We start from the raw sequence: 26,144 nt of genomic DNA on the forward strand, positions 1-26,144 counted from the left end.
CCGCAGCGGCGACCTATCATCGCCGACATGTGTGCGATGGTCCTGGTCGCCGACGACGACCTGCGGCACGCGGAGGGGATCCGCCGCTATCTCGTGGCCGACGGCCACGAAACCATAGTGGTGCACGACGGGCGGGCGGCGCTGGACGCCGCCCGCCGGGACCGGCCCGACCTGCTGATCCTGGACGTGATGATGCCGGGACTGAACGGCCTGCAGGTGTGCCGCACGCTGCGGCAGGAGTCGGACGTTCTGGTGCTCATGCTCACCGCGCGCCGCACCGAGAGTGACCTGCTTCTCGGACTGGAACTCGGCGCCGACGACTACCTGACCAAGCCGTTCAGCCCCCGCGAGCTGGTGGCCCGCATCCGTACCCTGCTGCGCCGCGCGCCAAGGAGCGCGCCCCAGCACACCGCCCGGGGCCTCCGGCGGGTCGGTCGGCTCAGCATCGATCCGGTCGGGCACCACGTCACTGTCAACGGCGAGCGGGTCGAGTGCACCCGTGGCGAGTTCGCGATCCTGGCCGCCATGTCCGAGCAGCCGGACCGGGTCTTCACCCGCGCACAGTTGCTGCACCACACCCGTGGCCTCGACCGCAGCTCGACCGAGCGCACCATCGACGTACACGTGATGAACCTGCGCCGCAAGATCGAAGTCGACCCGAGACGTCCCGAACAGTTGCTCACCGTGCACGGTGTGGGCTACAAGCTGGCTGTGTGCCCTCCGTGAGTGCGGGCCGGGTGCCGCTGCGGCACAGCCTGGTGACCCGGCTGCTGGTCTCCTCGGTCGTGATCGCGCTGGCTGCGATCTCGGCCACCGCCTGGCTGGCGGCGACGACCACCACCCGGGCGATCAACTACGAGCAGGGCGGCGCGGCCGCCGACCAGAGGGCCGTCTACGAGGCGCTTGTCGGCTACGCGGCCACCCACCACGACTGGTCCGGTGCCGCCGCCATGGTTCACTCGCGCGCCGCCAAGCTGGGTCGCCGCATCACGCTGACCACCGACGACCACAAGATCATCCTTGACTCGCAGGCCGGACCGGCGCTGCGGAACACCCGCCCCTCGGCGGTGGTGGATCCGCTCCACGTCGACCTGGACCTGACCGGCGGCACCGAGCACATCGACGAGCGCGCCACCGGCCCGTACACCGTGCCGGCCGAAGACCGGTACGTGCTGAGCGAGGTGGCCAGGAACGCCCTGACCTGCTTCAACAAGATGGGCTACGACGGTGTCGTCGAAACCTCGAAGACCGGTCGCCCGAGTGTCGTCCTCACCACCGTCCGCGCCGAGGCCGAGCGGCCACTGACCCGGTCCGTGACCGAGAGCTGCGGACTCGAACTCGACAGTCTGGTCAGCCCGGCCGAGAAGAAGGCGCTCCAGACGTTGAGCACCTTGACCGCCAGTTGTCTCGGCCTGGGCGACCGCTCCTCCCAGTTGCGTATGACGCCGACCTTCGAGGCGTACCTGGGTGAGTCGGCGGTTGTCCGGACCGCGCACGAGAAGATCAAGGTGACGCCGCCGTCGCTGCTCAAGCCGGCCGGGCCGGTCGGCGTCGTGCAGGGCTGCGTCGAAGCCGGGCGCAGGACCCAACTTCGACCGTACGTGGCACCCCGCGCGCTGCTGTTCGTCACCGCGCCCGGCACCGGCCGCACCACGCTGAGCCTGTCCGGCGGCAGCATCGGTCGAATCGTGGCGGTCACCGGCGCGGTCCTGCTGGCCACCGTCGCGGCGACCGTGCTGATCGGCCGGCGCCTGGTGCGGCCGCTGCGCAACCTCGCCGAGGCGGCCGAACTGCACACGCCAGCCCCGGTGTCCACCCGCGACGAGATCGGCCGGTTGGCGCGCGCCCTGAACGACTCCGCAAAACGCCGGGAACGGGCCGAGGCGCAACGCCGCACGATGGTCAACGACGTGGCGCACGAGCTGCGAACCCCACTCAGCAACATTCGTACCTGGTTGGAGGCGGCCCAGGACGACCTGGCCCCGACCGATGCCCAACTACTGGCGCTGCTGCACGAGGAAGCACTGCTGCTCCAGCACATCATCGACGACCTCGGCGACCTGGCGGCAGCCGACGCGGGCACACTGCGGATCGACCTGAGGCCGACCGACCTGCGGGACGTGCTCACGCACGTGGTCGACAGCCACCGGGGCAGCGCGTTCGCGGCAGGGGTACGCCTGGAGCTCACCGTCGCGGGAGATCCGGTCGTGCGAGCCGATCAGGCACGCCTACGGCAGGTGATCGGCAACCTGATCTCGAACGCCATCCGGCACACCCCGCCCGGCGGCTCGGTCACTGTCGACGCGAACGGCCCGACCATCTCCGTACGGGACACCGGCACCGGCATCGGTCCGACCGACCTGCCGAAGATCTTCGACCGCTTCTGGCGGGCCGACGAGTCGCGCAGCCGGGTGACGGGCGGGAGCGGGCTCGGCCTGGCGATCGCGCGCCACCTGACCGAGGCACACGGCGGCACGATCGAGGTGGAGAGCGAGCCGGGCCGGGGCACGCTCTTCACCATCCGACTGCCGGGCTTCGACGCACGTACCTCTGCCGATCGGGCTCACGAAGGACTTGTTGAGCGCGGCCAACGGTTGGCCTCAGGTCAGACAGGGCCGCCCGGTCCGACCGAGGTCGAACCGGGCGGGCAGTCGCCGGTCTGAGTCGCGCCGTCAGGCCGGGGCGGCTGGGCAGCTCGCGCCGGCCGGCGGTACGGCTCTCTCGGTGAGGTACCGCTCCACGTAGGTCCGGGTGCACGCTGTCCGCGGGTAGCTGGCGTGGCCCGACCCCTCGTAGGTGACGAGTGCGCCCCGCCCGCCGAGCTGGCTCACCACCCGCAGGGCCCCGTCGTACGGGGTGGCCGGGTCGTACCGTCCGTTGAGCACCAGAACCGGGGCTGTGGTCTCCACCCGCAGCCGATGTTGGGGATTGACGGCCGTCCAGCCCAGGCAGATCGCGGCGAACCGGACGGTCAGTGGGGAGGCCCGCAGGTGGGGCGCCGCGGCGCGGGACAGTTCGAGATACCGCTTCCAGTCGGCGAACCCGTCGACCGGCAGCGACCAGTCCTGGCAGAACGCCGGCAGCGCGTACTCGGTCAGGGCCTGGTTGGTGTCCACCGGCACCATCGGGGACGCGAGCGAGGCGGGCTCGCCCCGCTCGAGCGCGAGAAGCATTGTCGCGAGGTCCGCCCAGGTCGAGTCGAAGAAGTTGACGAAGGTCGCGAACCCCAGCTCGAACCACGTCAGCCTGGCGCCGGTGGATGCGTCGACAAGCGTGCCGGCGTCGGCGCGGCGCATCAGCCCGTCGAACAGCGCCGGTACGTCGCGTCCGTGCAGCGCGCAGCTCGAGGTCCGCTCGCACCAGGTCACGAACTCGTGGAACAGGGCCTCGTTACTGGCCGCCCCGCTGCGGAAGAACGTTCCCACTCCCTGGCTGTGGTCCATCACGCTGTCCATCGCCAGTGCGCGGACGCGGTCGGGAAACAGTTCGGCGTAGGACTGCCCGATCAGGGTGCCGTAGGACCACTGGTAGAAGCTGAGTTGCCGCTCGCCGAGCGCGGCCCGGACGGCGTCGGTGTCGCGCGCGACGCTCGCACTGTCGATGTGGTCGAACAGTGGGCCACTGTGAGCGCGGCAGTCGTCGCGCAACTGGCGGTTGTAGGTGCGGAGTCCGTCGAACTCTGCCGCGTTGGTGGGCGTCAGGGAGGGGTGCCGGGCCAGCAATGCCGACGAGCAGCGCACCGGTGCGCTACGGACGGTGCCCCGAGGATCGAAGCCGACGAGGTCGAAGCGACGCAGCACGTCCGGCCCGAGCTGGCTGGTGGCCGTCAGCACCGTGTCCACCCCGGACAGCCCGGGACCGCCGGGGTTGAAGACCAGGACGCCGATGCGGGCGGCCGGGTCGGTGGCGGTACGCCGGGCCAGGGCCAGGGGGAAGGTCGCCCCTCCCGGCCGGGCCCAGTCCACCGGCAGGCGCAGGGTGCCGCAACGCGTGCCCGGATCGTCGGGCCGCTCCGGGCACGCCTGCCAGTCGATACGGCCGTTCCAACCGCCGGTGGCGTCTGCGACGGCCGAACCGATGCCGCCGGCCGCCCCCGGCGTGGCGCCCGCGAGCGACGGCGGGGCGGTGAGCGACAGGGCGACGAGGACCGCGACGACGGCCCCGAGGTTGCGGAGAAGCCGCCGGCGCCGACGGTCGACCCCGCTGGGATGCCAGGAGGTGGTTCTTTTCGTGGTCAGCATTCGCCCAGCCTGCCGACGCCCGGTCCACGTCGGATCCACGCCGGTCCGGGGGCGGTCGGCGCAGGGCGCTCAGCGGTACGCCGCCAGCCGCTCGGACAGCACCATGGCCTGCGGATGACCGACCCGATCGAGGATCGCCAACGCCTGCCGCCACAGGTCCACCGAGGTGTCGTGGTCGCCCACCGCCTGATGGGTGTCGCCGAGACGGACGAGCGTGTCCGCCCTCCCGCACGGGTCCTCGGCCTCGGCATAGAGCGCCAGAGCGCGCCGGTAGCAGTCGGCCGCGGTCGGGTGCGCCCCCAGCCCGTGGTGGGCGAATCCGAGACTGTCCCAGGTGTGGGCCGCGCCCAGCCGATCCTCGGCCTCCTCGTAGAGCACGAGCGCCCGCTCGCAGTAGGCGATGCCGCGTTCGTACTCGTCCAGTCGCGCATGGCCCCAGCCGAGCCCGTTGAGCGCCGCCGCCATGCCGCGCCGGTCGTCGATGCTGCTGGCCAGCGTCAGCGCCTGCCTGGCGTGCGACAGGGCCGCTCGAGGGTCGCCCTCGGTGTCGAACAGCCAGGCGAGGTGCAGGTGTGCGCTGGCCTGTCCCGAGCGGTCGCCGACCTGGTCGCACCGTGTCATGGAGCGCCGAAGATGATGGTGGGCCGCACGGAACCGGCGGAGTTGGATGTGCGCCAACGCGAGGTCCCGGTGCGCCAGCGCCTCGACCAGTGGATGGCCGCGGCGTTGCGCGACCGTGACCGCGGTGGCCTGTACGGCGGCCAGGTCGTGCCACTGTGAGAGCCGGCTGAGCAGGGGTGTGAGGGCCTGGGCGAGCTGCCCGGCGTGCGTGTCGAAGCCGTGGGCGGCCGCGTCGTCGACGGTGGCCAGCAGTACCCGCTGTTCGGTGCCGAACCAGGCCAGCGCCGCCCGGTGATCGGCAAACGTCGGGGATGACGCGTCGAGGGGCACGGGCAGCGGATCAACCGGCTGCCAACCGGCGTCGACACGCCTCGCCGCGTCACGGGTGACACGCAGGTAGTGGTCGAGCACGCGCTTCCGGGCGGCTTCACGGTCGGCCGCCGAGTCGTGCGCGTCGGTCAACTCCTTCCCGTAGGCGCGGAGGAGATCGTGACAGTGGAAGCGGTTGGGGGACTGCTCGGCCAGCAGGTTCGCCCGGGTCAACTCGTCGAGCGCCGGCCGGATCAGGTGTGGCGGCGCGCCGCCGAGGCTGGCCGCCGCCGCCCCGCTGATGTCCGCCGCCGGGTGCAGGCTGAGCTGCCGGAACAGCCGGGCCGCGGCCGGGCTGAGCAGGCGGTACGACCAGGAGAGCACCGTACGCAGATCGGTGGCGGCGTCGTCGGTGACCAGGGCGGCGAGGCCGCCGCGACTCGCCGCCAGGTCGTCCGCGATGCCCTGGAGCGGGAACGTGGGCCGGGCGGCGGCGCGCGCGGCCACGATGGCAAGGGCGAGGGGCAACCGTGCGGTACGGCTGATCAGCTCGTCCACCGCCGCGGGTTGGGCGGCGGCCCGCTGCGCACCTAACCGGCGTACGAGCAGTTGGCGCGCTTCGGCGGTGCTGGGCAGGTCCAGGGCGACCGGATGCGCGCCTTCGGCGGCGACCAGCCCGGGCAGTGTGTGGCGACTCGTCACGAGCACCGCACAGCGAGCCGACCCGGGAAGCAGCGGCCGCACCTGTTCGGCGTCGCGCGCGTTGTCGAGCAGGACGAGCAGCCGCCGGTCCGCGGTCAGGCTGCGGTACAGGGCGAACTGGGCCGCCGGTTCGGCGGGGATCTCCAGCGGCTTGACGCCCAGGGCGGGCAGGAGCGAGCGTACGACGACGGCCGACGGTGACGCCTCCTGCGCCGAGCTGCCGAAACCGCCCAGGTCGACGTGGAGTTGTCCGTCGGGGAAGTGGCGCAGGTTGTCGTGCGCCCAGCGCAGAGCCAGCCAGGTCTTCCCGACGCCGCCGGTGCCGGTGACGACCACCGTGCCGGCCGGCCCCGCGTCGCCGAGCAGCAGCGTTGTGAGCTGAGCCAGCTCGCGGGTCCGGCCGGTGAACAGCGTCGGCGGGGCCGGCAACTGCCGGGGGACGACCCGCGGCGCGGATTTCTCCACCGGCCGCGTCCCGGACGTCAACAGCTCCCGGTCGGCTCGCAGGATGCGGGTGTGCAGGTGTTGGAGATCGGGACCCGGCTCCACCCCCACCTCGTCGGCGAGCAGCCGATGGAGCTTGCGGTACGTCGTCAGCGCGTCGGCGCGCCGGCCGGCCCGGGCCAGGGCCACCATCAGCTGCCCCCACGGACGTTCACGGAGTGGATCCCCGTCGATCTGCGTCCGCAGCGGCTCGATCAGCTCGTTGTGTCGTCCGATCCGCAGTTGGAGGTCGGCGACCTCCTCCAGCAGACTCGACCGCTGCTCCTGGAGCCGCGTTCGGACGGAGAGCAGCACCCCGCAGCCGGGGAGGCCCGCGAACGGCTCGCCACGCCACAGCGCCAGCGCCGACTCGAACGCCCGCAGGGCATCGGAGCAGCGGTCCTGGCGCAACGCATGGTACCCACGCTGGGTGAGGTCGTCGAAGGCCGCGCTGTCCAGCGCCTGTGCGTCGAGGACGAGACGGTAGCCGGTGGCCCCGGCGCGGATGGCCGGGTCGGGGGCGCCCGCGGAGTGCAGCACCCGACGCAGCGCCCAGATGTAGGTCTTCACGTTGCCGGCCGCCGTCTTCGGCGGGCGTCCCTGCCACAGCTCGTCGACGAGCTGGTCGATGGACCACGCGGCGCCCGGCTGCGCCATCAGGATGGCCAGCAGGCGCACCCGCATCGGCGTGCCGAGGGCCAGCGGCGCCCCACCAGGTGACCGCACCTCCACCGGCCCGAGCAGGCGGTACCGCATCGCCGGAGTCCCTTGCGCAGGGTCCATCACGTCATCGTACGGACCTCACCCGTCTCGGCCGGCCGGCGCGTGGCCTGGGCAGGCGCGTCGCCTGGGCAGAAGAAAGCAGGTCCACTTCCGCGCGAGGCCGAAGACGCTACGACACGAGGGCAGCGCCGGCTGACGGATGAGGGCCGGCTCTCGACCGCGACATGCCGCCGCCCGCCGGACGCCGCGTTGCTTGTCGACGTAGGCGGAGGTTGTCATGATCCGTCCATGACGACAACTCCTGGCACGGACGGCGGTGCCGTCACCGTCCGTGGCTCGGCAGGGCGGTGCGGCTCATGATTCCCTCGCCGCAGGACCCGACGAGTGTCGAGCCGTTCCGGGTGCACGCCAGCCCCGAGGAGTTGGACGACCTTCGGGCGCGCCTGCGCGCGACGCGCTGGCCGGACGCGCCGCAGGACGCCGGGTGGTCGCTGGGCACAGACATCACCTATCTGCGCGAACTCGTCGACTACTGGGCGGAGGAGTTCGACTGGCCGGCGCAGGAGGCCGCTCTCGCGCGCCTGCCGCGCTTTCGCACGCGGATCCGGGACCTGGGCGTCTCGTTCATTCATGCCCGTGCCGTCGCGCCGGTCGGGCCGGTGCTGCCGCTGGTCCTCTGCCACGGATGGCCGGACTCGTCGTGGCGCTACGAGAAGGTGGTGCCCCTGCTCACCGACCCCGGCGCGTTCGGCGCGGACCCGGCCGACGCCTTCGACGTCGTCGTGCCGGACATGCCGGGATTCGGGCACTCGGACCGTCCGGCGGGAGGACCCCTCGACTCGATCGCGGTCGCCGACCTGTGGGCCGAGCTGATGACCGCGCTCGGTCACGCGAGTTTCGGTGCCGTGGGAGGGGACATCGGCAGCTCGGTGAGCCGCTACCTCGCCCTGAACCATCCTGAGCGAGTCGTTGCCGTGCACCGCATGGAGGCCAGCCTCCCGGTTCTCACCGCCGTTGACCTCGCACCGGAGGAGCGGGCCTGGTTGGACTCCGCCGTCGCGTGGAAGGCCAGCGAAGGCGCGTACGCCGAGATGCACCGCACCAAGCCGCAGACCGCCGCCGTGGGGCTGACCGACTCACCCGCCGGACTGGCCGCATGGATCGTCGAGAAGCTGCGGTCGTGGAGCGACTGTCACGGCGACGTCGAGCAGAGCTTCACCAAGGACGAGATCCTCACCCTGCTCACGCGCTACTGGCTGACCGGAACGATTGGCTCGTCCATGCGCATGTACGCCGCCAACGCCGCGATCCCACCGGAACAACACGCCCGCAGGGTCGAAGTACCGTCCGGCTTCGCGCTCTTCCCCGGCGACACGCTCCACCCGCCGCGCGCCTGGCTCGAGCGCACGGCAAACGTCGTGCGCATCACCGAGCTCGACAAGGGTGGCCACTTCGCGCCCTTCGAGGAGCCCGAGCTGTACGCGCAGGAGCTGCGCGAATTCTTCCGGCCCTACCGTACTTCTTGCGCTTCTGGAGGTTGTCGGTCCTGACTGTCCACGTCGCTAGCCTCGGGAGGGAATCTCGGCAGATCGAAGACGCAGGGGGTCATGGCGTTGCGGTTCGAGCATCGCGACACCGAGGTCGACGTGAGCCTCGTCGACCGCGTGTGGCGCACCCGCTCCGACGCCGAGGAGACGATGACGTCCGCGGCACGCACCTGCTGGCATCTGATCCTCTCGCGGGCGCAGGGACGCCTACTCGCCAGCCTGCGCGGGCCGGAGACGAGGGCGACCACGGCACCGGTCCCGCCGGGCACCGAGTTCCTCGGGATCCGGTTCGCATTCGGCGCGGTGCTTCGACCGCATCCCGCAGCCTCGTTCGTCGATGGGTACGTGCCGATCCCAGTGACGGATTCGGGCAGGATCGTCATCGGCGGCGAAAGCTGGGAGGCGCCGACGTTCGAGAACGTCGAGCACTTCGCCCGGCGCTTGCAGGACGCGGGTCTGCTGGTGCGATCGCATCTCGGGGACGAGGAGCGAATCGCCGAGCATCCCGAAGCCAGCCCTAACGAGCGAACCTTGCAGCGTCGCTACCGCGCGATCATTGGACTGCCGCAAACCGCCGTGAGGCAGATCGACCGCGCGAACGTCGCAGCCACGATGCTGCGCGACGGCCTTGACTGGCGCGCAGTCGTCGAGACGTTGGGGTACTTCGACCAAGCCCACCTCACGCACGCGCTGCGTCGCTACGTCGGTTGCACCGCAGGCGAGCTGCAGGCGGGCCACTGTGCCGCCATGTCGTTCCTGTACAAGACCCACGCTGGGCCCGGCAGCTAGCGTCCGTCTGCCAGCCACCCCTGGCCGACTGTCCGCAACCAGAACGTGAAGGAAAACCGTGCTACTCAGCGTCAACATCTTCGTCAGCCTCGACGGCGTCATGCAGGGACCCGGAAATCCCGACGAGGACCGCTCCGGCGGCTTCGACCGCGGCGGGTGGCTCGTTCCACACGCCTCGACGCACACGAACGAAGTCGTCGAGAGCTGGTTCCGTGCGGCCGACGCGTTCCTCTTCGGCCGCACCAGCTTCGGCCTGCTCGGCGGGTACTGGCCGAAGGTCACCGACCCTGACAACCTGATTGCCACCAAGCTCAACACGCTGCCGAAGTATGTCGTCAGCTCCACGCTTACCGACGGTGAAGCCGATTGGAACCCGACGACGGTCCTCCGCGGTGCCCCGGCCGACGAGGTACGCCGCCTCAAGGAGCTTCCCGGCAAGGAACTCCAGGTGCACGGAAGCTGGAAACTCGTGCAGACGCTGCACCAGGCAGGACTCGTCGATGTCTACCGGCTACTCCAATTCCCGGTCGTCGTCGGCACGGGAAAGCGCCTGTTCCCGGACCGATCGACGCCCGCGACGTTCGCAACCGTCGAAGAGAGCTCACGCGTACTGCCCGGCGGCGTCGTCTCGCTGACCCTCAACCCCACGAGCCTCGGCGCGATCTCCGGAGGCGCGTACGCGGTCGACGAAGGGCGCTCGACGCCGGTCCTCGACTGACAACGGTGCTCGACCAGCTTCGAGGCCCTGATCTCCCGGCCAGAGCCTGTGTCGAAGCCGGTCACAGCCACTCGTTGACAGCGGTGGGCTCGGGCGCTGGTCGAGTCACGAACATGTCCCAGGTGATCCGGCCCGCCGCATCGGCGAGGGCTTGCAGCGTGGTGAGGATCCGCTGCCGGGTTCCCTTGCGCTGCCAGCGGCGAAACCGTGCATACGCCGACCAGGACCCCGTAGTCGGGGATCCCCACGAATCCGGCGGCAAAGGGCTGCCCTGCCCTGTAGCCATCGCCTCAGGGCCTAGCCAGCGGCCGGGCGTGCACCAATGGGTGTACGAGAAACGCTCCTCTGGTCGACTTCCGTCGATGACCAGAGAGGCGTTTGTGCTCGGAGAACGGCAATCCGACCCACACGAAGAAGAAAGGGGCATCCCCCTCAGGGGACGCCCCTTTCCGTCACCCCGCCGGGTCGGCGGACCCGGCGGAGTGACATCACTCAATCAATGACCGACCATGTGACGCGACGACACGTCACAAGAAACGAGGAAGCCGAACCGCCTTGTCCACCGTCTGGCAGAGGCCACGGTAGAACTCGACCATCTCCTCGTCTGCCGGCTCCTGCTCCTGCGTCTCCTCCAGGGCACTGTGGGCGCCCACGGACAGCGCACGCACGAACCGCTTGGCAGCCTCCGGATTTTCGATCTTCCGGATGTCCAGATATCCCATTGCTCGGCCGGGGCTGAGCCACTCGTCGAACTCGTCGACTGCGGCCACGTCGGCGGGAACCAGCCCCATGACGTGCGACAGCACCCTGCCCTGGATCCACCACTCCAGGTCGTCGTCGAACAGCACCGCCAACACCAGGGCCCCCGTGCCGAGTAACAGAACTGGAACATCAGAAGCCGATGCGGATGACGTCCTTCCGCCCCGAGGCGTCGGCTCTCTTCGCCATCGCGATCCGCCACTCCATCGGATAGCCCGTCATGTCGACGACCGTGAAGTTGTTTCCCTTGGTGAGGTGGTGGTCGAATGATGCGAGCAACACATTGAGTTTCTGGTTCTTTATAGAGGAATCGCCCATCGCATCGTACGTACGGTTCCACTGGTCGGTCCAGTCGTAGTTCGCGTTGGCCGGCGCTGGCTTGAAGACCGCCTCCCTGAACCTCGACACCACCGAGAGCCGCTGAACAGGTCGTGCAGCCGCTTCGTGCCGGCCACGGAACCCGCGATCGGAATCACGGCCCCCGCGGCTCCAGCATCGTGGTCACGGCCGACACCTACACCAGTGTCCTGCCGCAGATCCAGCGCCGCTGCGCCGACGCCACCGCCCAACTGGTGCTCAACGCCGCCCGCCGCACCCGGAAGAAGATCGAAGCCAGCGCCCGCAAGAACCGGCCCGACCGCAGCCCCAAAGCCGGCACCCCGGCGCCGACGAAACCGAAACAGGTGCTCCGGCCCCACCGAAGCGCAAGCAGGCCGCAAAGCCGCAGATCACGTCCCGACAAGCCCGCGAGAACGCCTTCTCCGGGGCTGCACCCACATCGCACCCACGTGACACCCACCGTCCACGCAGGCCAGCCAGCAAGAAGGGCTTGACCCGCGTTGCCGCAGTTCAGACCCCTCATGATCTTGTGCGCCCGAAGGGACTCGAACCCCTAACCTTCTGATCCGTAGTCAAAAAGAACTACTTGGTGTGACCTGCGTTCACGTAGTTTGTCCACATCTGTCATGTAGCACAGTCGACGGAGCGCTACGCCAGGCGACCTTTCCTGCCCTCGACATGAGCCCATGGGCTCACGCACTTGTGACGCTCTGGCGCCCGGCCACCGCACGATCTTCAGTTAAGTTCCATAGCCGCTGATGATCAGCGTTGGCCGTCTATCGAAGCGAGGGCGATGTGGGCACGTTTGGAACCGGACCGTTCAGCAGCGACGGTGCCCTGGACTTCCTTGACGAACTCGCCGAGCGACCGCCACAAAAGCGCGTCGAGGCACTGCGGCACATGCTCGGCTACGTCCTTACCAACCGCGACCTCCTCTGGCGGGAGTACTTCCCCGACCAAGTAGTAGCGGCGGCAGCCCTGGTGGCCGCTACCTTTCCCGGCGGCGAGCACCTACGGCACCGCCTTACGCAAGTAGCCGAAGAACCAAGCGCAACGATTCTGCCCGAGCCAGCGCCCGACCTTGCCACGTCCGCGCTCGAAGCGTTGCGCTTCGTGGCCGGTCCCGGCGGACCCTGGCATCAAGGATGGACGACCGAGACCGACCAGGCCGAGGCGCAGCGAACCATCGACGGTCTCACCGCCATCCTTGAAGCAGCGGATTCGTAAGAACCACCAGACACCATGTCGACCGAAGATCGCGAATGGCGGCCGCCGTGCAGCGAGCGGGCCTCTTATGCGTCGCGGTTGAGACGCGTGGATGGCGACCAGGAGGCACCTCGCGCCAAAGACTGCGCCCGCTACTCAGAGTGGCGGTGGAGTAGCCGCAAGCGGCAGGCGTGAGCCCATGGGCTCACGCAAAACGCCCCTCTGGTCGACGATTGTCGATGACTAGAGGGGCGTTGACCTGCTCAAACTCTGTGCGCCCGAAGGGACTCGAACCCCTAACCTTCTGATCCGTAGTCAGATGCTCTATCCATTGAGCTACGGGCGCTCGTGCTCAGCCAGTGTACACACCCGGCTTTCGCGCGGAGACTCCGGGATTCGAACCCGGGAGGGGCTTTAAGACCCCAACCGCATTAGCAGTGCGGCGCCATAGACCAGACTAGGCGAAGTCTCCCTGGTGGCCCGTAGACCACCGCGCCCGAGGATACAGGTCGCCACCCACCGGGAGCAAAACGACTTCCGGGGTACGCCCACCGCGACTGCCGAACCCCGTGTTTCGGCGCTGTGCGGTGGCGTGATCGGGACTACGCTCCATCGATATGCAGGAGCAGCCGCCGAGCGAGCCGACCCGTCGAGAGCCTGCTGACAGAGCGCGTCGCCGCTCTCCGCGGCCCACCTTCACGCCGCCGACCGCCGCCGAGCAGCCCGAGGAGACGACTGCACCGCCGGCAGCCGCTCCGGTGAGCCCGCGTCCTCGGCGGGCCAAGGCCGCCCCGGCCGTGCTGTTCCAGCCACCGGACCCGGAGCACCCCCTGCCCCGCCAGCCGCTCCGCTCGTCTCCCGCACCAAGCGTCCCACCCGCCGCCGACCCGGCGAGCCTGTCACCTGACGCCCCACCGGCGGACCAGGCCGGCCGGCCGAGGAACACCACAACCGACGACCAGGCCGACCCGCTGGAGGAGGCCCCAGCCCACGACCAGGTCAGCCCGCCGAGGAACACCTCGGCCAAAGGCCAGGCCAGCCCGCCGGAGAGCGCCCTGGTCAGAGACCAGGCCGGCCCGCCCGAGACCGCCCCAGTCCGCGACCAGGCCGGCCCCTCCGGCGGCGGCCCCGCAGCGGGGGTGGACCAGCCGGGCAGGAAGCGAACGACCCCCGTCAGGAAGGCCGCTCCGAGCAAGAAGGCAGCCTCAGCAAAGAAGGCCCTCCCGGCCAAGAAAGCCACCCCCACCCAGCGGGCGACCCCAGTCAGGCAAACCGCCCCGACCAACGAGGCCACCCCCGCCGGGCAAGCCGTCCCGAACGACGAGGTCACCTCGGCGAGGAAGGTCACCCGCGCCAAGAAGGCCGCCCCGGCGACCAAGCGCGCGGCGGCCCCGCGCCGGAACGCCACCCCCGCGGAGGTCACCTCGGCGCCGCAGCCCTCGACGCCGCAGCCCTCGACGCCGCAACCCTCGACCGCGACCGCCACGGCAGCGGACGATCCGGTGACGGCTCTGGGGCGTACACCGGAATCGGATGTGCGGGCGGTTGTCGCCCGCCTGCGGAACCACCCGGGCTTCGCGCCGGAGTTGCTGGCGCTGGAGGCGGTCCGGACGCTCGGTCCGGGCGCCGCCGAGTGGGCCGCGCGGCTGCGGGCCCGGTATCCGGACGCCCCGGCGGACGGCCTGGCGCGGTTGGCGACCCGGCGCTACGTGCGGGCGGCGGGCGCGGGAGGGGCGGCTGCGGCGTTGGCCGGGCTCTTTGCGCCGCTGGCCGAACTGGCTTCGGTGCTGTGGACGCAGGCCAACCTGGTGTTGCGCCTGGCGGCGGCGTACGGCCAGGATCCGGCGCATCCTGACCGGGCAGCCGAGCTGCTGGTGCTTACCCAGGTGCACCCGGACACGGCGAGCGCGCAGGAAGCCTTGGCTGCCACAAAAACGGCGGGCGATCCGGTCGAAGGGACGTGGCCGAGGGCGGCGGAGGCCGCGTGGCGGCTGGCGGCGCCCCTCACCGCCCAGGCGGGCGGGTGGGTGGCCTTGCGGTTGGCGTCCCGCCTGTTGCCGGGGGCGGCGGTGGTGGCCGCGACGTTGGGTGACGCGGCGGCGGCCGATCGGTTGGCCGCACGTGCGGTGGCCGCCTACCGGCCGGGTCGGCGCTGACCGGTCAGAGCCAGGTGAACCAGTCCCGGGGCAGCAGCGCGTAGCCGACGAAGGCGACCACGTCGAGCACTGTGTGCGCGATGATCAGCGGCAGCACCCGACGGGTCCGCAGGTAGAAGAGGCTGAACACCACGCCCATGATCGCGTTGCCGACGAACGCGCCGAAACCCTGGTAGAGGTGGTAGCTCCCGCGGAGCAGCGCGCTGGCCGCGATGATCGCGGCGAGCCGCCACTGGAGCTGGCGCAGCCGGGTGACCAGGTAGCCGACCACGATCACCTCCTCCAGCACGGCGTTCTGCGCGGCGGAGAGTATCAGCACCGGGACCGCCCACCAGACCGACGGCAGGGCGGCCGGCACGAGCGTGGCGTTGACGCCGAGCTGCGCCGCCGCCCAGAACAGGGCCAGGCCGGGCAGGCCGATGAGCGCGGCCAGGCCCGCGCCCCGGGCCAGGTCCTGGCCGGGCCGCCGTGCGTCCAGGCCGAGGGTCCGCGCCGGGTCGCCGGGGTCGCGGCTGAGCAGGTGTACGGCGAGCAGCACGGGTAGCAGCGCGAAGACGATGCCGAGGAGCTGGTACGTCAGGTCCAGCCAGGGGCGGGCCGACGCGGAGGTGTTCAGCGAGGCGGTCTGCTTGGAGAGCGGGCCCTCGGCGGTCAGCTTCGCGATGATCGAGACCACCGCGTAGACCGCGGACTGGCCGAGGGAGAGGCCGAGGACCAGCAACGTCTCGGTCCCCAGCAGCCGGCGGGACACCGGGCGGGTCAGCTCAACGGTCACCGCACCACTCTGCCCGACGGACGGCACCACGGGCACGGCCGATGGGCCGGCGTGAACCGATCGCACATTCTGTGCGACCGGTGAGCACGCTCCGTGGAGATTCTATGAGCGCCCGATCCGCTGCCGTCTGGAGAAGGAGCACCGGTGGACAACGTCGCACGGTTGCTGAAGGAGAGCTGGACCCTGGTCGAGGAGGACCGGGAGCGGCTGAGTGGGCACTTCTACGCTCGGCTGTTCCTGCTCGACCCCGACCTGCGGCAGCTCTTCCCGGTGCAGATGACCGGCCAGGGTGACCGCCTGCTGGAAGCCATCATCACGGCGATCCACACCCTGGACGACCCCGAGGGCTTCGACGAGTTCCTCCGAGGGCTGGGCCGCGACCACCGCAAGTACCACGTGGCCGACCAGCACTACGCGACGTTGGGGGTGGCTCTGCTTGACGCGCTGCGCAGCACCGCCGGCGACGGTTGGAACCTGGAGTACGACCAGGCGTGGCGGGACGCGTACGCGGCGATCGCGGCGAAGATGATGGCCGGGGCGACCGACGACGACAACCCCCCGTTCTGGCACGCCGAGGTGCTGACCCACGAGCGGCACGGCTCGGACATCGCCGTGCTGACCTGCCGGGCCCTGCAACATCCGCTGCCCTGGCGTGCGGGCCAGTACGTCAGCCTGGAGCTGCCCCGCTTCCACCCGAGGGTGTGGCGGAACTACTCGGTGGCGAACGCCCCGAACGACGACAACGTGCTGGAGTTCCACGTGCGCAGCCCCGGCGCGGGGTGGGTGTCCGGGGCGCTGGTCCGCCGGGTGCAGCCCGGGCACCTGCTGCGCCTGGCGGCGCCGATGGGGTCGATGACCCTGGACCGGTCCTCCGAGCGGGACATCCTCTGCGTGGCCGGCGGCGTCGGGCTGGCACCGATCAAGGCGCTGGTGGAGGAGTTGGCCTCCTACAACCGGACGCGGTGGGTGCACGTCTTCTACGGCGCGCGGCACGCGACGGACCTGTACGGGTTGGCCGGCCTCCAGGAGCTGGTGGGCGCACACCCGTGGTTGTCGGTCACCGCGGCGTGCAGCGACGACAGCGACTTCGACGGCGAGCTGGGCGACATCCCGGACGTGGTGGCCCGGTACGGCCCGTGGACGACGCACGACTGCTACGTCTCCGGGTCGGCGCAGATGGTCCGGTCGACGCTGCGGGTGCTGGCCGCGGACGAGGTGCCCCCGCCGAACATCCGCTACGACACGTTCGGCGACATCTAGACGTTCCTCCCCCCACACCGGGGCGCGTGCCCCTGCCCCCTGGGGCACGCGCCCCGGTCCCCTCGCTCAGTAGCGCCAGGGTTGCCCCGTCTCCCGGTATTCCTCCACCGGCACCAGCGGCACGCCGGGCGCCATCCGGTCGACGTAGAGCCGCCCCTCCAGGTGGTCGATCTCGTGCGCGACGAGCCGGGCCATGCCGAACTCGAACGAGGTGATGATCCGACTGCCGTCCCACTGGGCGTGTTCCACGTCGAGTCGCAGCGGTCGGGGCACCAGACCCCGATGGTCGAAGAAGGAGAGGCACCCCTCGTACTGCTCGTCGGTCTCCGGGTCGGCGTCGACGACCCGGGGGTTGAGCAGAACGACCGGTTCCGCCGACCGGTCGGGGGGTCGGACCACTGCGGCGGCACGGCCGATGCCGAGCTGCGGTGCGGCGATGCCCACTCCCTTGCTGAACGGGTGCAGTTCGTCGAGCCGGGACAGCGCCATGGTGAGCCGGTCCACGACGTCCCGGGCCACCTGCTCCTCGCCGGGCAGGTCGAACTGCCGGACCCGCTGGCGGAGGAGGTCGTCGCCGCGCTGGAGGACCCCGATTCCGCGCATCCGGTCGCTGGGGCGGACCCGGGCGCCGCCGGGGCCGGCGTCCGGGTCGGTGTCCGGCCGAGCCCGGAAGCGCCACTGCATCCGGTAGCGGGCGTTGAGCGGCGGGGCGTCGGTCTGCCAGTCGTAGATCGCCCGGTCGCCCTCGTCGTGGCGCTGCGGCGCCGTCCGCAACGGGCCCTCCTCCGCGGAGAGCGAGGTTTCCACGCCCCAGACCTGCGGGTCGAGGGCCGCCGGCAGATCCAGTCGTACGGCGAGGTGTCGGGTGGGCAGCCGGACGGCCCGCTGGAACCAGGGGCCCCACTTCTCGTGCCCGACGCTGTACGCGTACTCGATGATGGCCCGGTCGCCGGGGTAGAGCGGGAAACGTCGGTCACCGTTCTCGAAGAGCAGCCAGATCTCCTTGAACGCGTCCCGGTCGTGTTTCGCCCGCCAGTGCATCGGCTCCGGGTCGCCGCCGCCGTCGTCGCGGCGGGCCTGTAGTTGCAGTTCGGCGAAGGTGAGCGGGTGTTCCCGGTGGTGCCGGTTGGAGCGGCCGGGGTCGTTCGGGAAACGGTCCACGGCGACGCGGACGAGGTAGCGGGTGACCGGTTCGGTGCCGGCGTTGTACAGCTCGCGGTGGATGACGCACCGGTAGGCGTCGTCGGCGTGGGTGAGGGTGGCCAGTTCCCGCTCGACGACCAGGCCGGTGCCAGGGGGCAGCCACTGGCCGGGCAGCGGGGGTTCGCGGTGCGGGTGGCCGGAGCGGGCGTGCCGGAGGTCGTCGTACTCCCGGAAGCGCTGCCAGATCGCGCCGCTGGCCTCCAGGACGGCCTCGGCGCGGCGGGCGAAGTCCTCGGTCGGGCGGTGTCGGCGCCCCTCGACGTGGCTGACGTAGGACGGGTCGAACCCCATCAGGATGGCCAGTTGCTTCTTGGACAGGCCCCGCCCGGCACGGTGGCGGGCGAGCTCGGCCGCGAAGGAGTCGGCAGCCCGTTCGAGGGGTGACGTCGTCATCGGCTTCCTCGTGGCCGGGAGTATTAGTTTCACGTTCCGTGGCGAAGCGCACACGCATCTGCCACCTTGTCGACACAACGCTTGACAATCCACCGACGGTGATCGATCCTGCGGCGGCGTTTTCGGAGGCCGGGCGCGGGTAGTACGCCGGGGCGCGGAGCGCTGCTCCCGCCGGGAGCCGGAGTGACCCGGACCTCCCGATCCGACCGAGGCAAGGCTTCCCTTAGGCCGACCGGCATGGTTAGGCTAGCCTTAGCTCAGGACGGCGTTTGTCGTCCGCCGGGGCATGTCCCCGGTCACGCGGACGGGGGATGACACGGTGACAGCGGTGATGCCGAGGCGGGACGTGACCGCCACGCCGCTCGCCCCCGTCACCGCGGCGCTGCGGGCCATGTTCGGCACCGACGACCTTCCCGGTCTCGCCCGGGGCCTGCTCGTCGACGACGAGTTCGGCTGGTCGCCCGCCACCACCCTGATCGACGGCACCCGCCTGCCGGAGCTGCTGCACGCGGCAAGCGTCCGTTGGGGCGGCACCCCGCACGCCTGCGCCGCCCTGGCCTGGAAGTCGTACAGCTACTGGACGGCGCTGCCGGTCGTGCTCGGCTGGGCCTCGGCCCGCCGGGTGCCGCTGCTCGACCCCTCCGACGTGCTCATCCACTTCGAGGACCACCGGCCCCTGCTCACGCTGGGCCTGCGCCACGGCACCACAGTGGCGGTGCTGCCGAGCGACCCGCTGGCGCTCTCCGGCCTGCCGCAGGTGCGCGTGGTCGCCGGCGAGGCGGAGTTGCTGGCCGAGCTGCGTGCCTCCCTGCTCGACGCCCACCTGGCGCCGCTGATCGCGGCCATCCAGACGGAGGTGCGGGTGGGCACCCGTACGCTGCTCGGTTCGGTCGCCTCCGGCATCGCGCACGGCATCCTGCGGGCCGCCGACGCGCTGCCCGGTTCGACGGTGCAGAGCGTCGACACCCTGCTCGGCGCGCTCGACCTGGCGGACCTGGTGGAGCTGGTGCCCGGCCCGACCGGTGAGCCGAGCGTGCAGCGGCGCACCTGCTGCCTGGCCTTCACCCTGCCCAGCCCGAAGGTCTGCCAGGGCTGCTGCGTCCGCTAGGACCAAGTCCGCTCAGTCGGTCAGCTTCCGGACGTCCCACACCCACACCCCGCCGGTGAAGGTCGGCTGGATGCCGGTCAGCTCGGTCATGCCGCGGCGCAGTTCCATCTCGTGCTCGTGCGGCCCGAGGATCACCACGCCGGCCCGCCAGTAGCGCAGGTCGTCGACCGCCTTGACCCGGCTCTGCGGGGTGATCGGCGGCACCGCGCCGGTCCGTCGGATGGTCGCGAAGAAGCTGCTTGTCGGCCGGGGCGGCGCGGTGAACAGCGCCACCTTCGGCGGCTCCGCGCTCGGGCGGGTGTCCGGCCCGAGGAAGTAGCCGCGGGCCAGCGGCATGTCCAGCCGGGTCGCGGCGGACCAGCGCAGCGGCTCCGCGTAGTTGGTGTCCGGCAGCGGCAACGTCACCACACTGCGCCCACCGGCCACGTACGGCCGCCAGGCCCCACTGGTCACGAAGGTGGGGACCGGGTCCAGTTGGACCACGGGCAGCGGGGTGGGCAGGATCGGCAGCAGGGCCATCGTCAGCACGGTCGCGGTGGCGAAGCGGATCTGCGGCCGGGCGACCGGGCGCGTACGGGCCAGCTCGCGGGCACGTTCGGCGCCGTAAGCGAGCAGCACCCCGACGATCGGGGTGATCGCCAGCGCCCACCGGGTCGGCACCACCGAGTGCAGGATCGGCAGGTTCTCCAGCGCGGCCCAGGGCCCCGGCACGCCGGTGCCGTGACCGGCGAAGCGGATCTCCCGCCCGAGGGAGAGCACCGCGAAGAGCAGCCCGAGCCCGGCCAGGGCGAGCACCACCGCCGACCGCCGCAACCACCAGACCAGGGCGACCACCAGCACGACAAGCGACCAACCGAAGAAGCTGTTCTCCTCGGTCGGGTTCTTGGCCAGCCCGGCGGCGGTGCGCGGGCTGCCGGCGAGCGACTCCCGGGAGTACGCGACGAACGAGGCCAGGTCGCTCGAGTAACCGCGGATCAGGCTGGACAGCCCGGAGTAGGCGCCGGGTCCGAAGAACTGCACATACAGCGGGTACGCCAGCAGCAGGCCGGCGACCACGGCGGCGACGGCGAGCCCGGCGAGGAAGGACCGGACCCGTGACCGCAGGGCGGGGCGGGCGAGGGCCAGCGCGCCGACGACCACGCCGAGCCCGATCGCGGTCATCAGCAGGATCTCCAGGTTGAGAAACGCCTGCCAGACGATCACCAGAGCGAGCAGCAGCCCGTTGCGCAGCCAGCGGCCGGCGTCGGCGAGCCGCAGCGTACGCCAGATGATCAACGGGACGACGAACTGCGACACGATGTTCGGGTGCCCGTTGGCGTGCGACACCATGGCCGGCGCGAACGCGCAGAAGCCCGCGCCCAGCCAGGCCGGCCCCCGAGCGAGGATCAGGACGCGGGAGAGCAGGAAGTACCAGGCCGTGGCGGTGGCGATCATTCCGAGGGTGAGAAAGAGCAGGAATGCCGCACGCGGACCGAACAAAAGGGTGATCGGCGTCATTGGCAGCGAAATGGATAATACGGACGTATTTGCCATGAGGTTGACGCCGTCCGGCACGTTCATCCGGTCCGAATGGAACGGGTACGCGAAATGCGTGACCACTCGCGCACCGTGCGCCATCATCCATTCGAACTGCGACTGGTCCGAGCGGTTGTCCCGCACTCCGCTGCCCGGGTCCCACCAGAGGCGCCCGGCGATCCAGAGGCCGAGGACCACGAAGCTCAGCACGGCGGCCAGGTCGGTCCACTTCCCGTTACGGCGCAACCGATCGCCGCCGCCGGCCTCCTCCACCGGCGACGCGGTGGCCGGGCCGTCGCCGGGCGCGTCCGGTTCGGGAGTAGTCATGACAATTCATAGGGTAGTCAGCCTATGGCGGTGCCGTGACATGTTTCGGGGTACTGCCGTACTATGTGCCGGGTTCGCCGACCGCCGATCACGTGCCCACCCCCCGACCGCAATTCGGCCAACCGCTCCCCCGATTCTTCTGCCATCCAAGCGGATGATTCACTCTGTCGGTCCAGGCACGGGTCGAGTTCATATCGTGAGGAATCGACGCATGGCAGAAATCACTGGGGATCAGCGCGTCCAGTCCGAGGTTCTGGAGGGCCTGGCGACGGCCGTCAACCACCGCCGCTGGTTCGTCGAGCTGGCAGTGCCCTACCTCGGTGACGACCCCATCGAGATCGGCAGCGGCCTCGGTGACTACGCCCTGGAGTGGTCGCAGCGGCTGCCCCGGTTCACCGCCACGGAGGCCGACCCCGACCGGCTGGTGCAGCTCAAGGAGCGCCTCGCCGAACAACCGGGCATCGACGTTCGACAGATGCTGCTGCCGCACAACGACCGGGGGAACTACAGCGCCGCCGTGTCGTACAACGTCCTGGAGCACATCGAGGACCACGTGGGCGCGCTGCGCAGCATGCGCGACCTGGTCCGCCCCGGCGGCGCGGTGATCATCATCGTGCCGGCGTTCCAGTTCGCCATGAGCCCCGCGGACATCGCCACCGGCCACGTCCGCCGGTACACGAAGAGGACGCTCGGCACGGCGATGACCGAGGCCGGCCTGACGGTGGAGAAGATCCACTACGCGAACGCGCTCGGGCTGATCGGCTACTTCATGGCCACCAAGGTCTTCCGGCTGATGCCGAAGGAGGGGCCGATGGTCAAGGTGTACGACACGCTCGTCCTCCCCGCCACGAAGGCCGCCGAACAGGTCGTCCGACCCCCGTTCGGCCAGTCCGTCTTCGCGGTGGCCCGCGTCCCCGCCTGACCCACGCACCCCGCCACCCCGCCATCCCGCGATCTTGCACTTTCTGTCGCCGTGCCGTCCCTTATTTGGAGAATGCCGGGACAGGAAGTGCAAGATCGCGGAAAGCGGGGGTTACTCCTTGATCTGGTACGTCGGGCGGATCACCGCTCGCGCCAGGGTGTGGAAGGTCAGGTTGAAGCCCACGTAGGCCGGGCTGGCGTCCGGGGTGAGGTCCAGGTGGTCGACGTCCAGGGCGTGCACCGCGAAGACGTACCGGTGCGGGCGGTCTCCGGGCGGCGGCGCCGCCCCGCCGTACCCCTGCTCGCCGTAGTCGTTGCGGACCGAGAAGGCCCCGCCGAGGTCGGTGCCCGCCGCTCCGCCCGCGCCGCTGGGCAGCTGCGTGACGCCGACCGGGACGTTCACCAGCACCCAGTGCCAGAAACCGCTGCCGGTCGGGGCGTCGGGGTCGTAGCAGGTAACGGTGAAGCTCTTGGTCTCGGCGGGGAAGTCCGACCAGGTCAGCTGCGGGGAGACGTTCTCACCACCGGTGCTGCCGTGGGCGTGCCGGGCGTCCATCGGCTCGCCGTTCTGCACGTCATCACTCGTCAGGGTGAACGAGGGCACGGTCGGCAGCAGCTCGTACGGGTCCGGGGCGATCGGTCGTTCGAGGGTCATCGGGACGGCGTCCTTCCGGTGTGGGCGGATACCTGCCCTTCATACCCCGTTCCGGGCCGACGAACGACCAGATGCGTCGGGTGTCCGGCGTCACCGGCCGGCCGCTATGGTGGGCAGCCTGCAACGTTCCACGGGGGGACTACTTGCTAGGGATCTGGCGCGACTTCCTGGTCGCCGTCGCCACCGCGCTGCGCAAACCGAACGAGCAGGCGCTCGCCGAGGAGCGCCGACGCGCGGTCGAGCGGCTGGCCGACGAGACGATCCGCGAGAACCGGCGGACGGTCGACCCACCGGAGTAGCGGTGGCGGAGGGTGTGGGATTCGAACCCACGAAGACATCGCTGCCTTACCGGTTTTCAAGACCAGCGCCATCGGCCACTAGGCGAACCCTCCCGGACCGGCACCCGCGGGTGTACGGCCGTGAACAGTCTGCCACGACACCCGCCGGCCGGCTCGGCGTCCCTCCCCGAAGCGCCGGCCACACGGTGCCCGGAGCGTCCACTGTGGCGCGGGTCGGCGTCACCCGACGGGAATCGGGACACGCGTCGCAGCGTTAGCGGCGTGATCGACTCGGATTCCTTGAAACCGGGGCGTCAGACCGCCATGGATGCCCCGGTTTCAAGGAACCCGGGGCGGCGCCCCGACAACCGGGGCCGAGCGCCGACCACCCGGGGCCGAGCGCCGACCACCCGGGGCCGCGCGCCGAGCGACCCCGCCCGACCGGGGCGCTCCTGCGGCCCGTTGGCGCATCGGGTATGACTGAGGCCATGCGAGCCATCACCGTTCCGCAGCCCGGTGGACCCGACGCGCTGGTCTGGGCCGAGGTCCCCGACCCGGAGCCCGGTCCGGGCGAGGTGATCGTCAGGGTGCGGGCCAGCGCGGTCAACCGTGCCGACCTGCTGCAGCGGCAGGGGCACTATCCACCGCCGCCGGGAGCGCCCGCGTACCCCGGGTTGGAGTGCTCCGGGGTGATCGACGCGATCGGCCCGGAGGTGACCGGATGGTCCGTCGGGCAGGAGGTCTGTGCGCTGCTGGCCGGCGGCGGGTACGCCGAGCGCGTCGCCGTGCCCGCCGGGCAGTTGCTGCCGGTGCCGGCGGGCGTCGACCTGGTCGACGCCGCGGCGCTGCCGGAGGTGGCCTGCACGGTGTGGTCGAACGTGGTGGGGGTGGGCCGGCTCGGCTCGGGTGACACGCTGCTGGTGCACGGTGGGGGCAGCGGGATCGGCACGTTCGCGATCCAGCTCGGGGCGGCTCTCGGCGCCACTGTGCTGGCGACCGCCCGCACGGCCAAGCACCCCCTCCTGCGCGAGCTGGGCGCGGCGCACACGATCGACTACCGGGAGCAGGACTTCGTCGAGGAGGTTCGCAAGATCACCGACGACCACGGCGCGGACGTCATCCTCGACATCATGGGCGCGTCCTACCTGGGCCGGAACGTCGCCGCGCTGGCGACCGGCGGCCGGCTCGTGGTGATCGGGATGCAGGGTGGTCGCAAGGCCGAGCTGGACCTCGGCGCGCTGCTGGCCAAGCGGGCAAGCGTCGCGGCGACCGCGCTGCGCTCCCGACCGCTGGCCGAGAAGGCGGAGATCGTCCGGGGCGTACGCGATGAGGTGTGGCCGTTGGTCGAGGCCGGCGCGGTCCGCCCGGTGGTGGACCGGCGGCTGCCGATGGCCGAGGCGGCGCAGGCGCATCGGCTGGTCGAGTCGAACGACCACGTCGGTAAGGTGCTACTCACCGTCGGGTGACGGCGGGCGGGGCAGCATGAGGCGTGCGCCGGGGCCCTCGCCGGCCAGCGCGTCCCCGGGGTTGTAGAGCGTGCAGCGTTGCAGGGACAGGCAGCCGCAGCCGATGCAGCCGTCCAGGTCGTCGCGGAGTTTGGTGAGCAGCCGGATCTTCTCGTCCAGCCGGCCGCGCCAGCTCGCGGAGAGGCGTTCCCAGTCCTGTGGGCTGGGGGTGCGGCCGCCGGGAAGCGATTCCAGCGCCTCGCGGATCTCGTCCAGGGAGATGCCGACCTGCTGGGAGATCCGGATGAAGGCGACCCGCCGCAGTTCGGCGCGGGCGTAGCGGCGTTGGTTTCCGCCGGTGCGATCGGCGCGGATCAGACCGAGCCGCTCGTAGTAGCGCAGCGCCGACGGCGCGACCCCGGAGCGGACGGACAGCTCGCCGATCGTCAGTGCTTCCTGCATCACCGATCCTTGAATTGAAGTGGACTTCAACTCAAGGTTAGCGGCGATCAGCGTGCGGACGAGACCGCCGGACGACGGCGTGCGCGCTCGCGACCGAGGATCCAGATCGCCTCGACGCCGTCCTTCCAGGTGATCTTCTTGCCCTCTTCGCGGCCCCGCGCCCGGTAGCTGATCGGCACCTCGTACGGGCGGATCTTGCGGCGCAGCAGCTTGCCGGTCACCTCCGCCTCCATGCCGAAGCCCCGCGAGCGCACCTCCAGGGACCGGTACAGCTCCACCGGCATCAGCTTGAAGCAGGTCTCCAGGTCGCCGATGTACGAGTTGAAGAGGACGTTCGCCGCCATCGTGACGCCCTTGTTGCCCATCACGTACCAGAAGCTGTAGGCGCTGTGGCTGCCGAAGGTGCGATTTCCGTAGACGACCGTGGCCCGCCCGTCGAGCACCGGGGCGAGCAGCCTGGGGATGTCCTGCGGGTCGTACTCCAGGTCGGCGTCGAGGATGACCATGTAGTCGCCCTCGGCGCTGTCCACAGCCGTCTTGATGGCCGCGCCCTTGCCCGCGTTGCGCTGGTGGGTGATGACCCGCAGGCGGGCGTCGTCGGCGCGACCGAGGACCTCGCCGGTGCCGTCCCGGCTGCCGTCGTCGACGACGACCAGCTCGATCTCGCAGGGATAGTCAACCGCCAACGCCTGCTTGAGGGCATCCGCGATGCGTTCTTCCTCGTTGTAGACCGGCATGAGGATCGAGAGCTTCACGGGAATCTCCACGGTGGCGACAACACGTCGGGCATAGCCTAGCCTGGCTGGTCAGCCCGACGGTCGCCGCCACCGTCGGACAGCCGGCGTGGCGGGCTCAGCCGGATGGTGTTTACTTCCCGCCATGTCGGCTGCCGGCTCCCTGCTCGCGGTGCTTCCCGCCGCCTCGGTGCTCCTGCTCACTGTCGCGACAGCGCCACGCGGGGTCGACCCGGTGGCGCCGACACGGCTCGCCGCCGTGCGCGCGGCAGTGGTCGCCGGGGCGTACGCGGTGCTCGTCGTCGAGGTGCTCGGCGCGCTGCACGCGCTGACCCGGCCGGCGTTCGTCGCCGCCTGGCTGCTCTTCCTGCTCGCCACCGCGACGGCGGTGGCCCTGCGCTGGCGCCGGGACACCCCGGTCGCCGAGGCGCCCGCCGCGACGCCCCTGCGCGTGCCGGTCGGCGCGGCGGTGGCC

General features: G+C 70.8%; 22 protein-coding genes, 3 tRNA genes and 1 pseudogene. 13 read left to right on the forward strand and 13 right to left on the reverse strand.

The genetic code is table 11. The features are described 5' to 3' along the window. Nucleotides 1-27 precede the first annotated feature (27 nt). Nucleotides 28-726 (forward strand): response regulator transcription factor, encoded by a 699-nt coding sequence (locus tag MILUP08_RS00255; RefSeq protein WP_039904992.1) that lies wholly within the window; start codon nt 28-30, stop codon nt 724-726. Further along, a complete protein-coding gene (locus MILUP08_RS00260) occupies nt 714-2,663 on the forward strand; it encodes a HAMP domain-containing sensor histidine kinase (protein WP_007453571.1) in 1,950 nt (649 codons plus the stop codon). Before MILUP08_RS00255 ends, MILUP08_RS00260 begins: the two co-directional genes overlap by 13 nt. Before the next feature lie 9 nt (nt 2,664-2,672). On the opposite strand, the gene MILUP08_RS00265 is transcribed toward MILUP08_RS00260, so the two are convergent. Next, nucleotides 2,673-4,241, reverse strand: coding sequence for an alpha/beta fold hydrolase (locus MILUP08_RS00265; RefSeq protein ID WP_007453573.1), 1,569 nt, complete (start codon nt 4,239-4,241; stop codon nt 2,673-2,675). 69 nt (nt 4,242-4,310) lie between these two features. Continuing rightward, nucleotides 4,311-7,139, reverse strand: a complete 2,829-nt coding sequence (locus tag MILUP08_RS00270) for an AfsR/SARP family transcriptional regulator (protein ID WP_039904994.1) — start codon at nt 7,137-7,139, stop codon at nt 4,311-4,313. 296 nt (nt 7,140-7,435) lie between these two features. Here MILUP08_RS00270 and MILUP08_RS00275 point away from each other — a divergent pair, with 296 nt between their 5' ends. The 3 genes from MILUP08_RS00275 to MILUP08_RS00285 are packed head-to-tail and all read left to right on the forward strand — an operon-like array spanning nt 7,436 to nt 10,133. Next, nucleotides 7,436-8,629, forward strand: coding sequence for an epoxide hydrolase family protein (locus tag MILUP08_RS00275; protein ID WP_007453577.1), 1,194 nt, complete (start codon nt 7,436-7,438; stop codon nt 8,627-8,629). A gap of 57 nt (nt 8,630-8,686) precedes the next feature. Further along, entirely contained in the window at nt 8,687-9,415 is a 729-nt protein-coding gene (locus MILUP08_RS00280) for a helix-turn-helix domain-containing protein (protein ID WP_007453579.1), read from the forward strand. 58 nt (nt 9,416-9,473) lie between these two features. Further along, a complete protein-coding gene (locus tag MILUP08_RS00285; RefSeq protein ID WP_007453580.1) occupies nt 9,474-10,133 on the forward strand; it encodes a dihydrofolate reductase family protein in 660 nt (219 codons plus the stop codon). A 527-nt stretch (nt 10,134-10,660) separates the two neighbouring features. On the opposite strand, the gene MILUP08_RS00290 is transcribed toward MILUP08_RS00285, so the two are convergent. Further along, on the reverse strand, nt 10,661-10,990 hold the full coding sequence (locus MILUP08_RS00290; RefSeq protein WP_007453584.1) for a hypothetical protein: 330 nt from the start codon (nt 10,988-10,990) through the stop codon (nt 10,661-10,663). A gap of 34 nt (nt 10,991-11,024) precedes the next feature. Continuing rightward, nucleotides 11,025-11,300, reverse strand: a complete 276-nt coding sequence (locus MILUP08_RS00295; RefSeq protein ID WP_144056835.1) for a hypothetical protein — start codon at nt 11,298-11,300, stop codon at nt 11,025-11,027. 699 nt (nt 11,301-11,999) lie between these two features. Here MILUP08_RS00295 and MILUP08_RS33555 point away from each other — a divergent pair. Next, nucleotides 12,000-12,458, forward strand: coding sequence for a DUF4259 domain-containing protein (locus MILUP08_RS33555; RefSeq protein WP_083915779.1), 459 nt, complete (start codon nt 12,000-12,002; stop codon nt 12,456-12,458). Between the two features lie 252 nt (nt 12,459-12,710). Here MILUP08_RS33555 and MILUP08_RS00305 read toward each other — a convergent pair. Beyond that, nucleotides 12,711-12,783 (reverse strand) — tRNA-Arg (locus tag MILUP08_RS00305). A 35-nt stretch (nt 12,784-12,818) separates the two neighbouring features. After that, a tRNA-Ser gene (locus tag MILUP08_RS00310) sits at nt 12,819-12,909 on the reverse strand. Between the two features lie 286 nt (nt 12,910-13,195). Between MILUP08_RS00310 and MILUP08_RS00315 the strand changes: the two genes are divergently transcribed. Then, complete coding sequence (locus tag MILUP08_RS00315; protein WP_237747014.1) at nt 13,196-14,593, forward strand: hypothetical protein; 1,398 nt, start codon at nt 13,196-13,198, stop codon at nt 14,591-14,593. 4 nt (nt 14,594-14,597) lie between these two features. On the opposite strand, the gene MILUP08_RS00320 is transcribed toward MILUP08_RS00315, so the two are convergent. Next, complete coding sequence (locus MILUP08_RS00320; protein ID WP_039905082.1) at nt 14,598-15,368, reverse strand: CPBP family intramembrane glutamic endopeptidase; 771 nt, start codon at nt 15,366-15,368, stop codon at nt 14,598-14,600. 144 nt (nt 15,369-15,512) lie between these two features. Between MILUP08_RS00320 and MILUP08_RS00325 the strand changes: the two genes are divergently transcribed. Further along, nucleotides 15,513-16,628, forward strand: a complete 1,116-nt coding sequence (locus MILUP08_RS00325; protein WP_007453599.1) for a globin domain-containing protein — start codon at nt 15,513-15,515, stop codon at nt 16,626-16,628. 66 nt (nt 16,629-16,694) lie between these two features. Here the strand turns inward: MILUP08_RS00325 and MILUP08_RS00330 are convergent, their stop codons facing one another. After that, nucleotides 16,695-18,224, reverse strand: coding sequence for a peptide deformylase (locus tag MILUP08_RS00330; protein ID WP_007453601.1), 1,530 nt, complete (start codon nt 18,222-18,224; stop codon nt 16,695-16,697). Nucleotides 18,225-18,555: 331 nt separating this feature from the next. Between MILUP08_RS00330 and MILUP08_RS00335 the strand changes: the two genes are divergently transcribed. Beyond that, nucleotides 18,556-19,332 carry an IucA/IucC family C-terminal-domain containing protein gene (locus MILUP08_RS00335; RefSeq protein WP_039905084.1) on the forward strand — a complete coding sequence of 259 codons (777 nt, stop codon included), beginning with the start codon at nt 18,556-18,558 and terminating at the stop codon, nt 19,330-19,332. A gap of 12 nt (nt 19,333-19,344) precedes the next feature. Here the strand turns inward: MILUP08_RS00335 and MILUP08_RS00340 are convergent, their stop codons facing one another. Then, complete coding sequence (locus MILUP08_RS00340) at nt 19,345-21,174, reverse strand: DUF6311 domain-containing protein (protein WP_007453606.1); 1,830 nt, start codon at nt 21,172-21,174, stop codon at nt 19,345-19,347. A 211-nt stretch (nt 21,175-21,385) separates the two neighbouring features. Between MILUP08_RS00340 and MILUP08_RS00345 the strand changes: the two genes are divergently transcribed. After that, on the forward strand, nt 21,386-22,096 hold the full coding sequence (locus MILUP08_RS00345; RefSeq protein WP_007453608.1) for a class I SAM-dependent methyltransferase: 711 nt from the start codon (nt 21,386-21,388) through the stop codon (nt 22,094-22,096). Nucleotides 22,097-22,207: 111 nt separating this feature from the next. Here MILUP08_RS00345 and MILUP08_RS00350 read toward each other — a convergent pair whose 3' ends face one another. Beyond that, the gene (locus MILUP08_RS00350) at nt 22,208-22,750 is read right to left on the reverse strand and encodes a YbhB/YbcL family Raf kinase inhibitor-like protein (protein ID WP_007453610.1); all 543 of its coding nucleotides are present in this window, start codon (nt 22,748-22,750) and stop codon (nt 22,208-22,210) included. 143 nt (nt 22,751-22,893) lie between these two features. Between MILUP08_RS00350 and MILUP08_RS35710 the strand changes: the two genes are divergently transcribed. Continuing rightward, complete coding sequence (locus tag MILUP08_RS35710) at nt 22,894-23,049, forward strand: hypothetical protein (RefSeq protein ID WP_167626021.1); 156 nt, start codon at nt 22,894-22,896, stop codon at nt 23,047-23,049. A gap of 3 nt (nt 23,050-23,052) precedes the next feature. Here the strand turns inward: MILUP08_RS35710 and MILUP08_RS00360 are convergent. Continuing rightward, nucleotides 23,053-23,142, reverse strand: a tRNA-Ser gene (locus MILUP08_RS00360). Nucleotides 23,143-23,516: 374 nt separating this feature from the next. Here MILUP08_RS00360 and MILUP08_RS00365 point away from each other — a divergent pair. Then, nucleotides 23,517-24,494 carry an NAD(P)H-quinone oxidoreductase gene (locus MILUP08_RS00365; protein WP_039904996.1) on the forward strand — a complete coding sequence of 326 codons (978 nt, stop codon included), beginning with the start codon at nt 23,517-23,519 and terminating at the stop codon, nt 24,492-24,494. Here the strand turns inward: MILUP08_RS00365 and soxR are convergent. Then, complete coding sequence (gene soxR, locus MILUP08_RS00370; protein WP_007453620.1) at nt 24,477-24,935, reverse strand: redox-sensitive transcriptional activator SoxR; 459 nt, start codon at nt 24,933-24,935, stop codon at nt 24,477-24,479. The genes MILUP08_RS00365 and soxR overlap by 18 nt on opposite strands. Before the next feature lie 47 nt (nt 24,936-24,982). Beyond that, entirely contained in the window at nt 24,983-25,690 is a 708-nt protein-coding gene (locus MILUP08_RS00375) for a glycosyltransferase family 2 protein (RefSeq protein WP_007453622.1), read from the reverse strand. Nucleotides 25,691-25,814: 124 nt separating this feature from the next. On the opposite strand from MILUP08_RS00375, the pseudogene MILUP08_RS35715 reads away from it, so the two are divergent. Beyond that, nucleotides 25,815-26,144: pseudogene (locus MILUP08_RS35715) on the forward strand (hypothetical protein); the annotation flags it as partial.

It is taken from the genome of Micromonospora lupini str. Lupac 08 (assembly GCF_000297395.2).
GTDB classification, from domain to species: domain Bacteria; phylum Actinomycetota; class Actinomycetes; order Mycobacteriales; family Micromonosporaceae; genus Micromonospora; species Micromonospora lupini.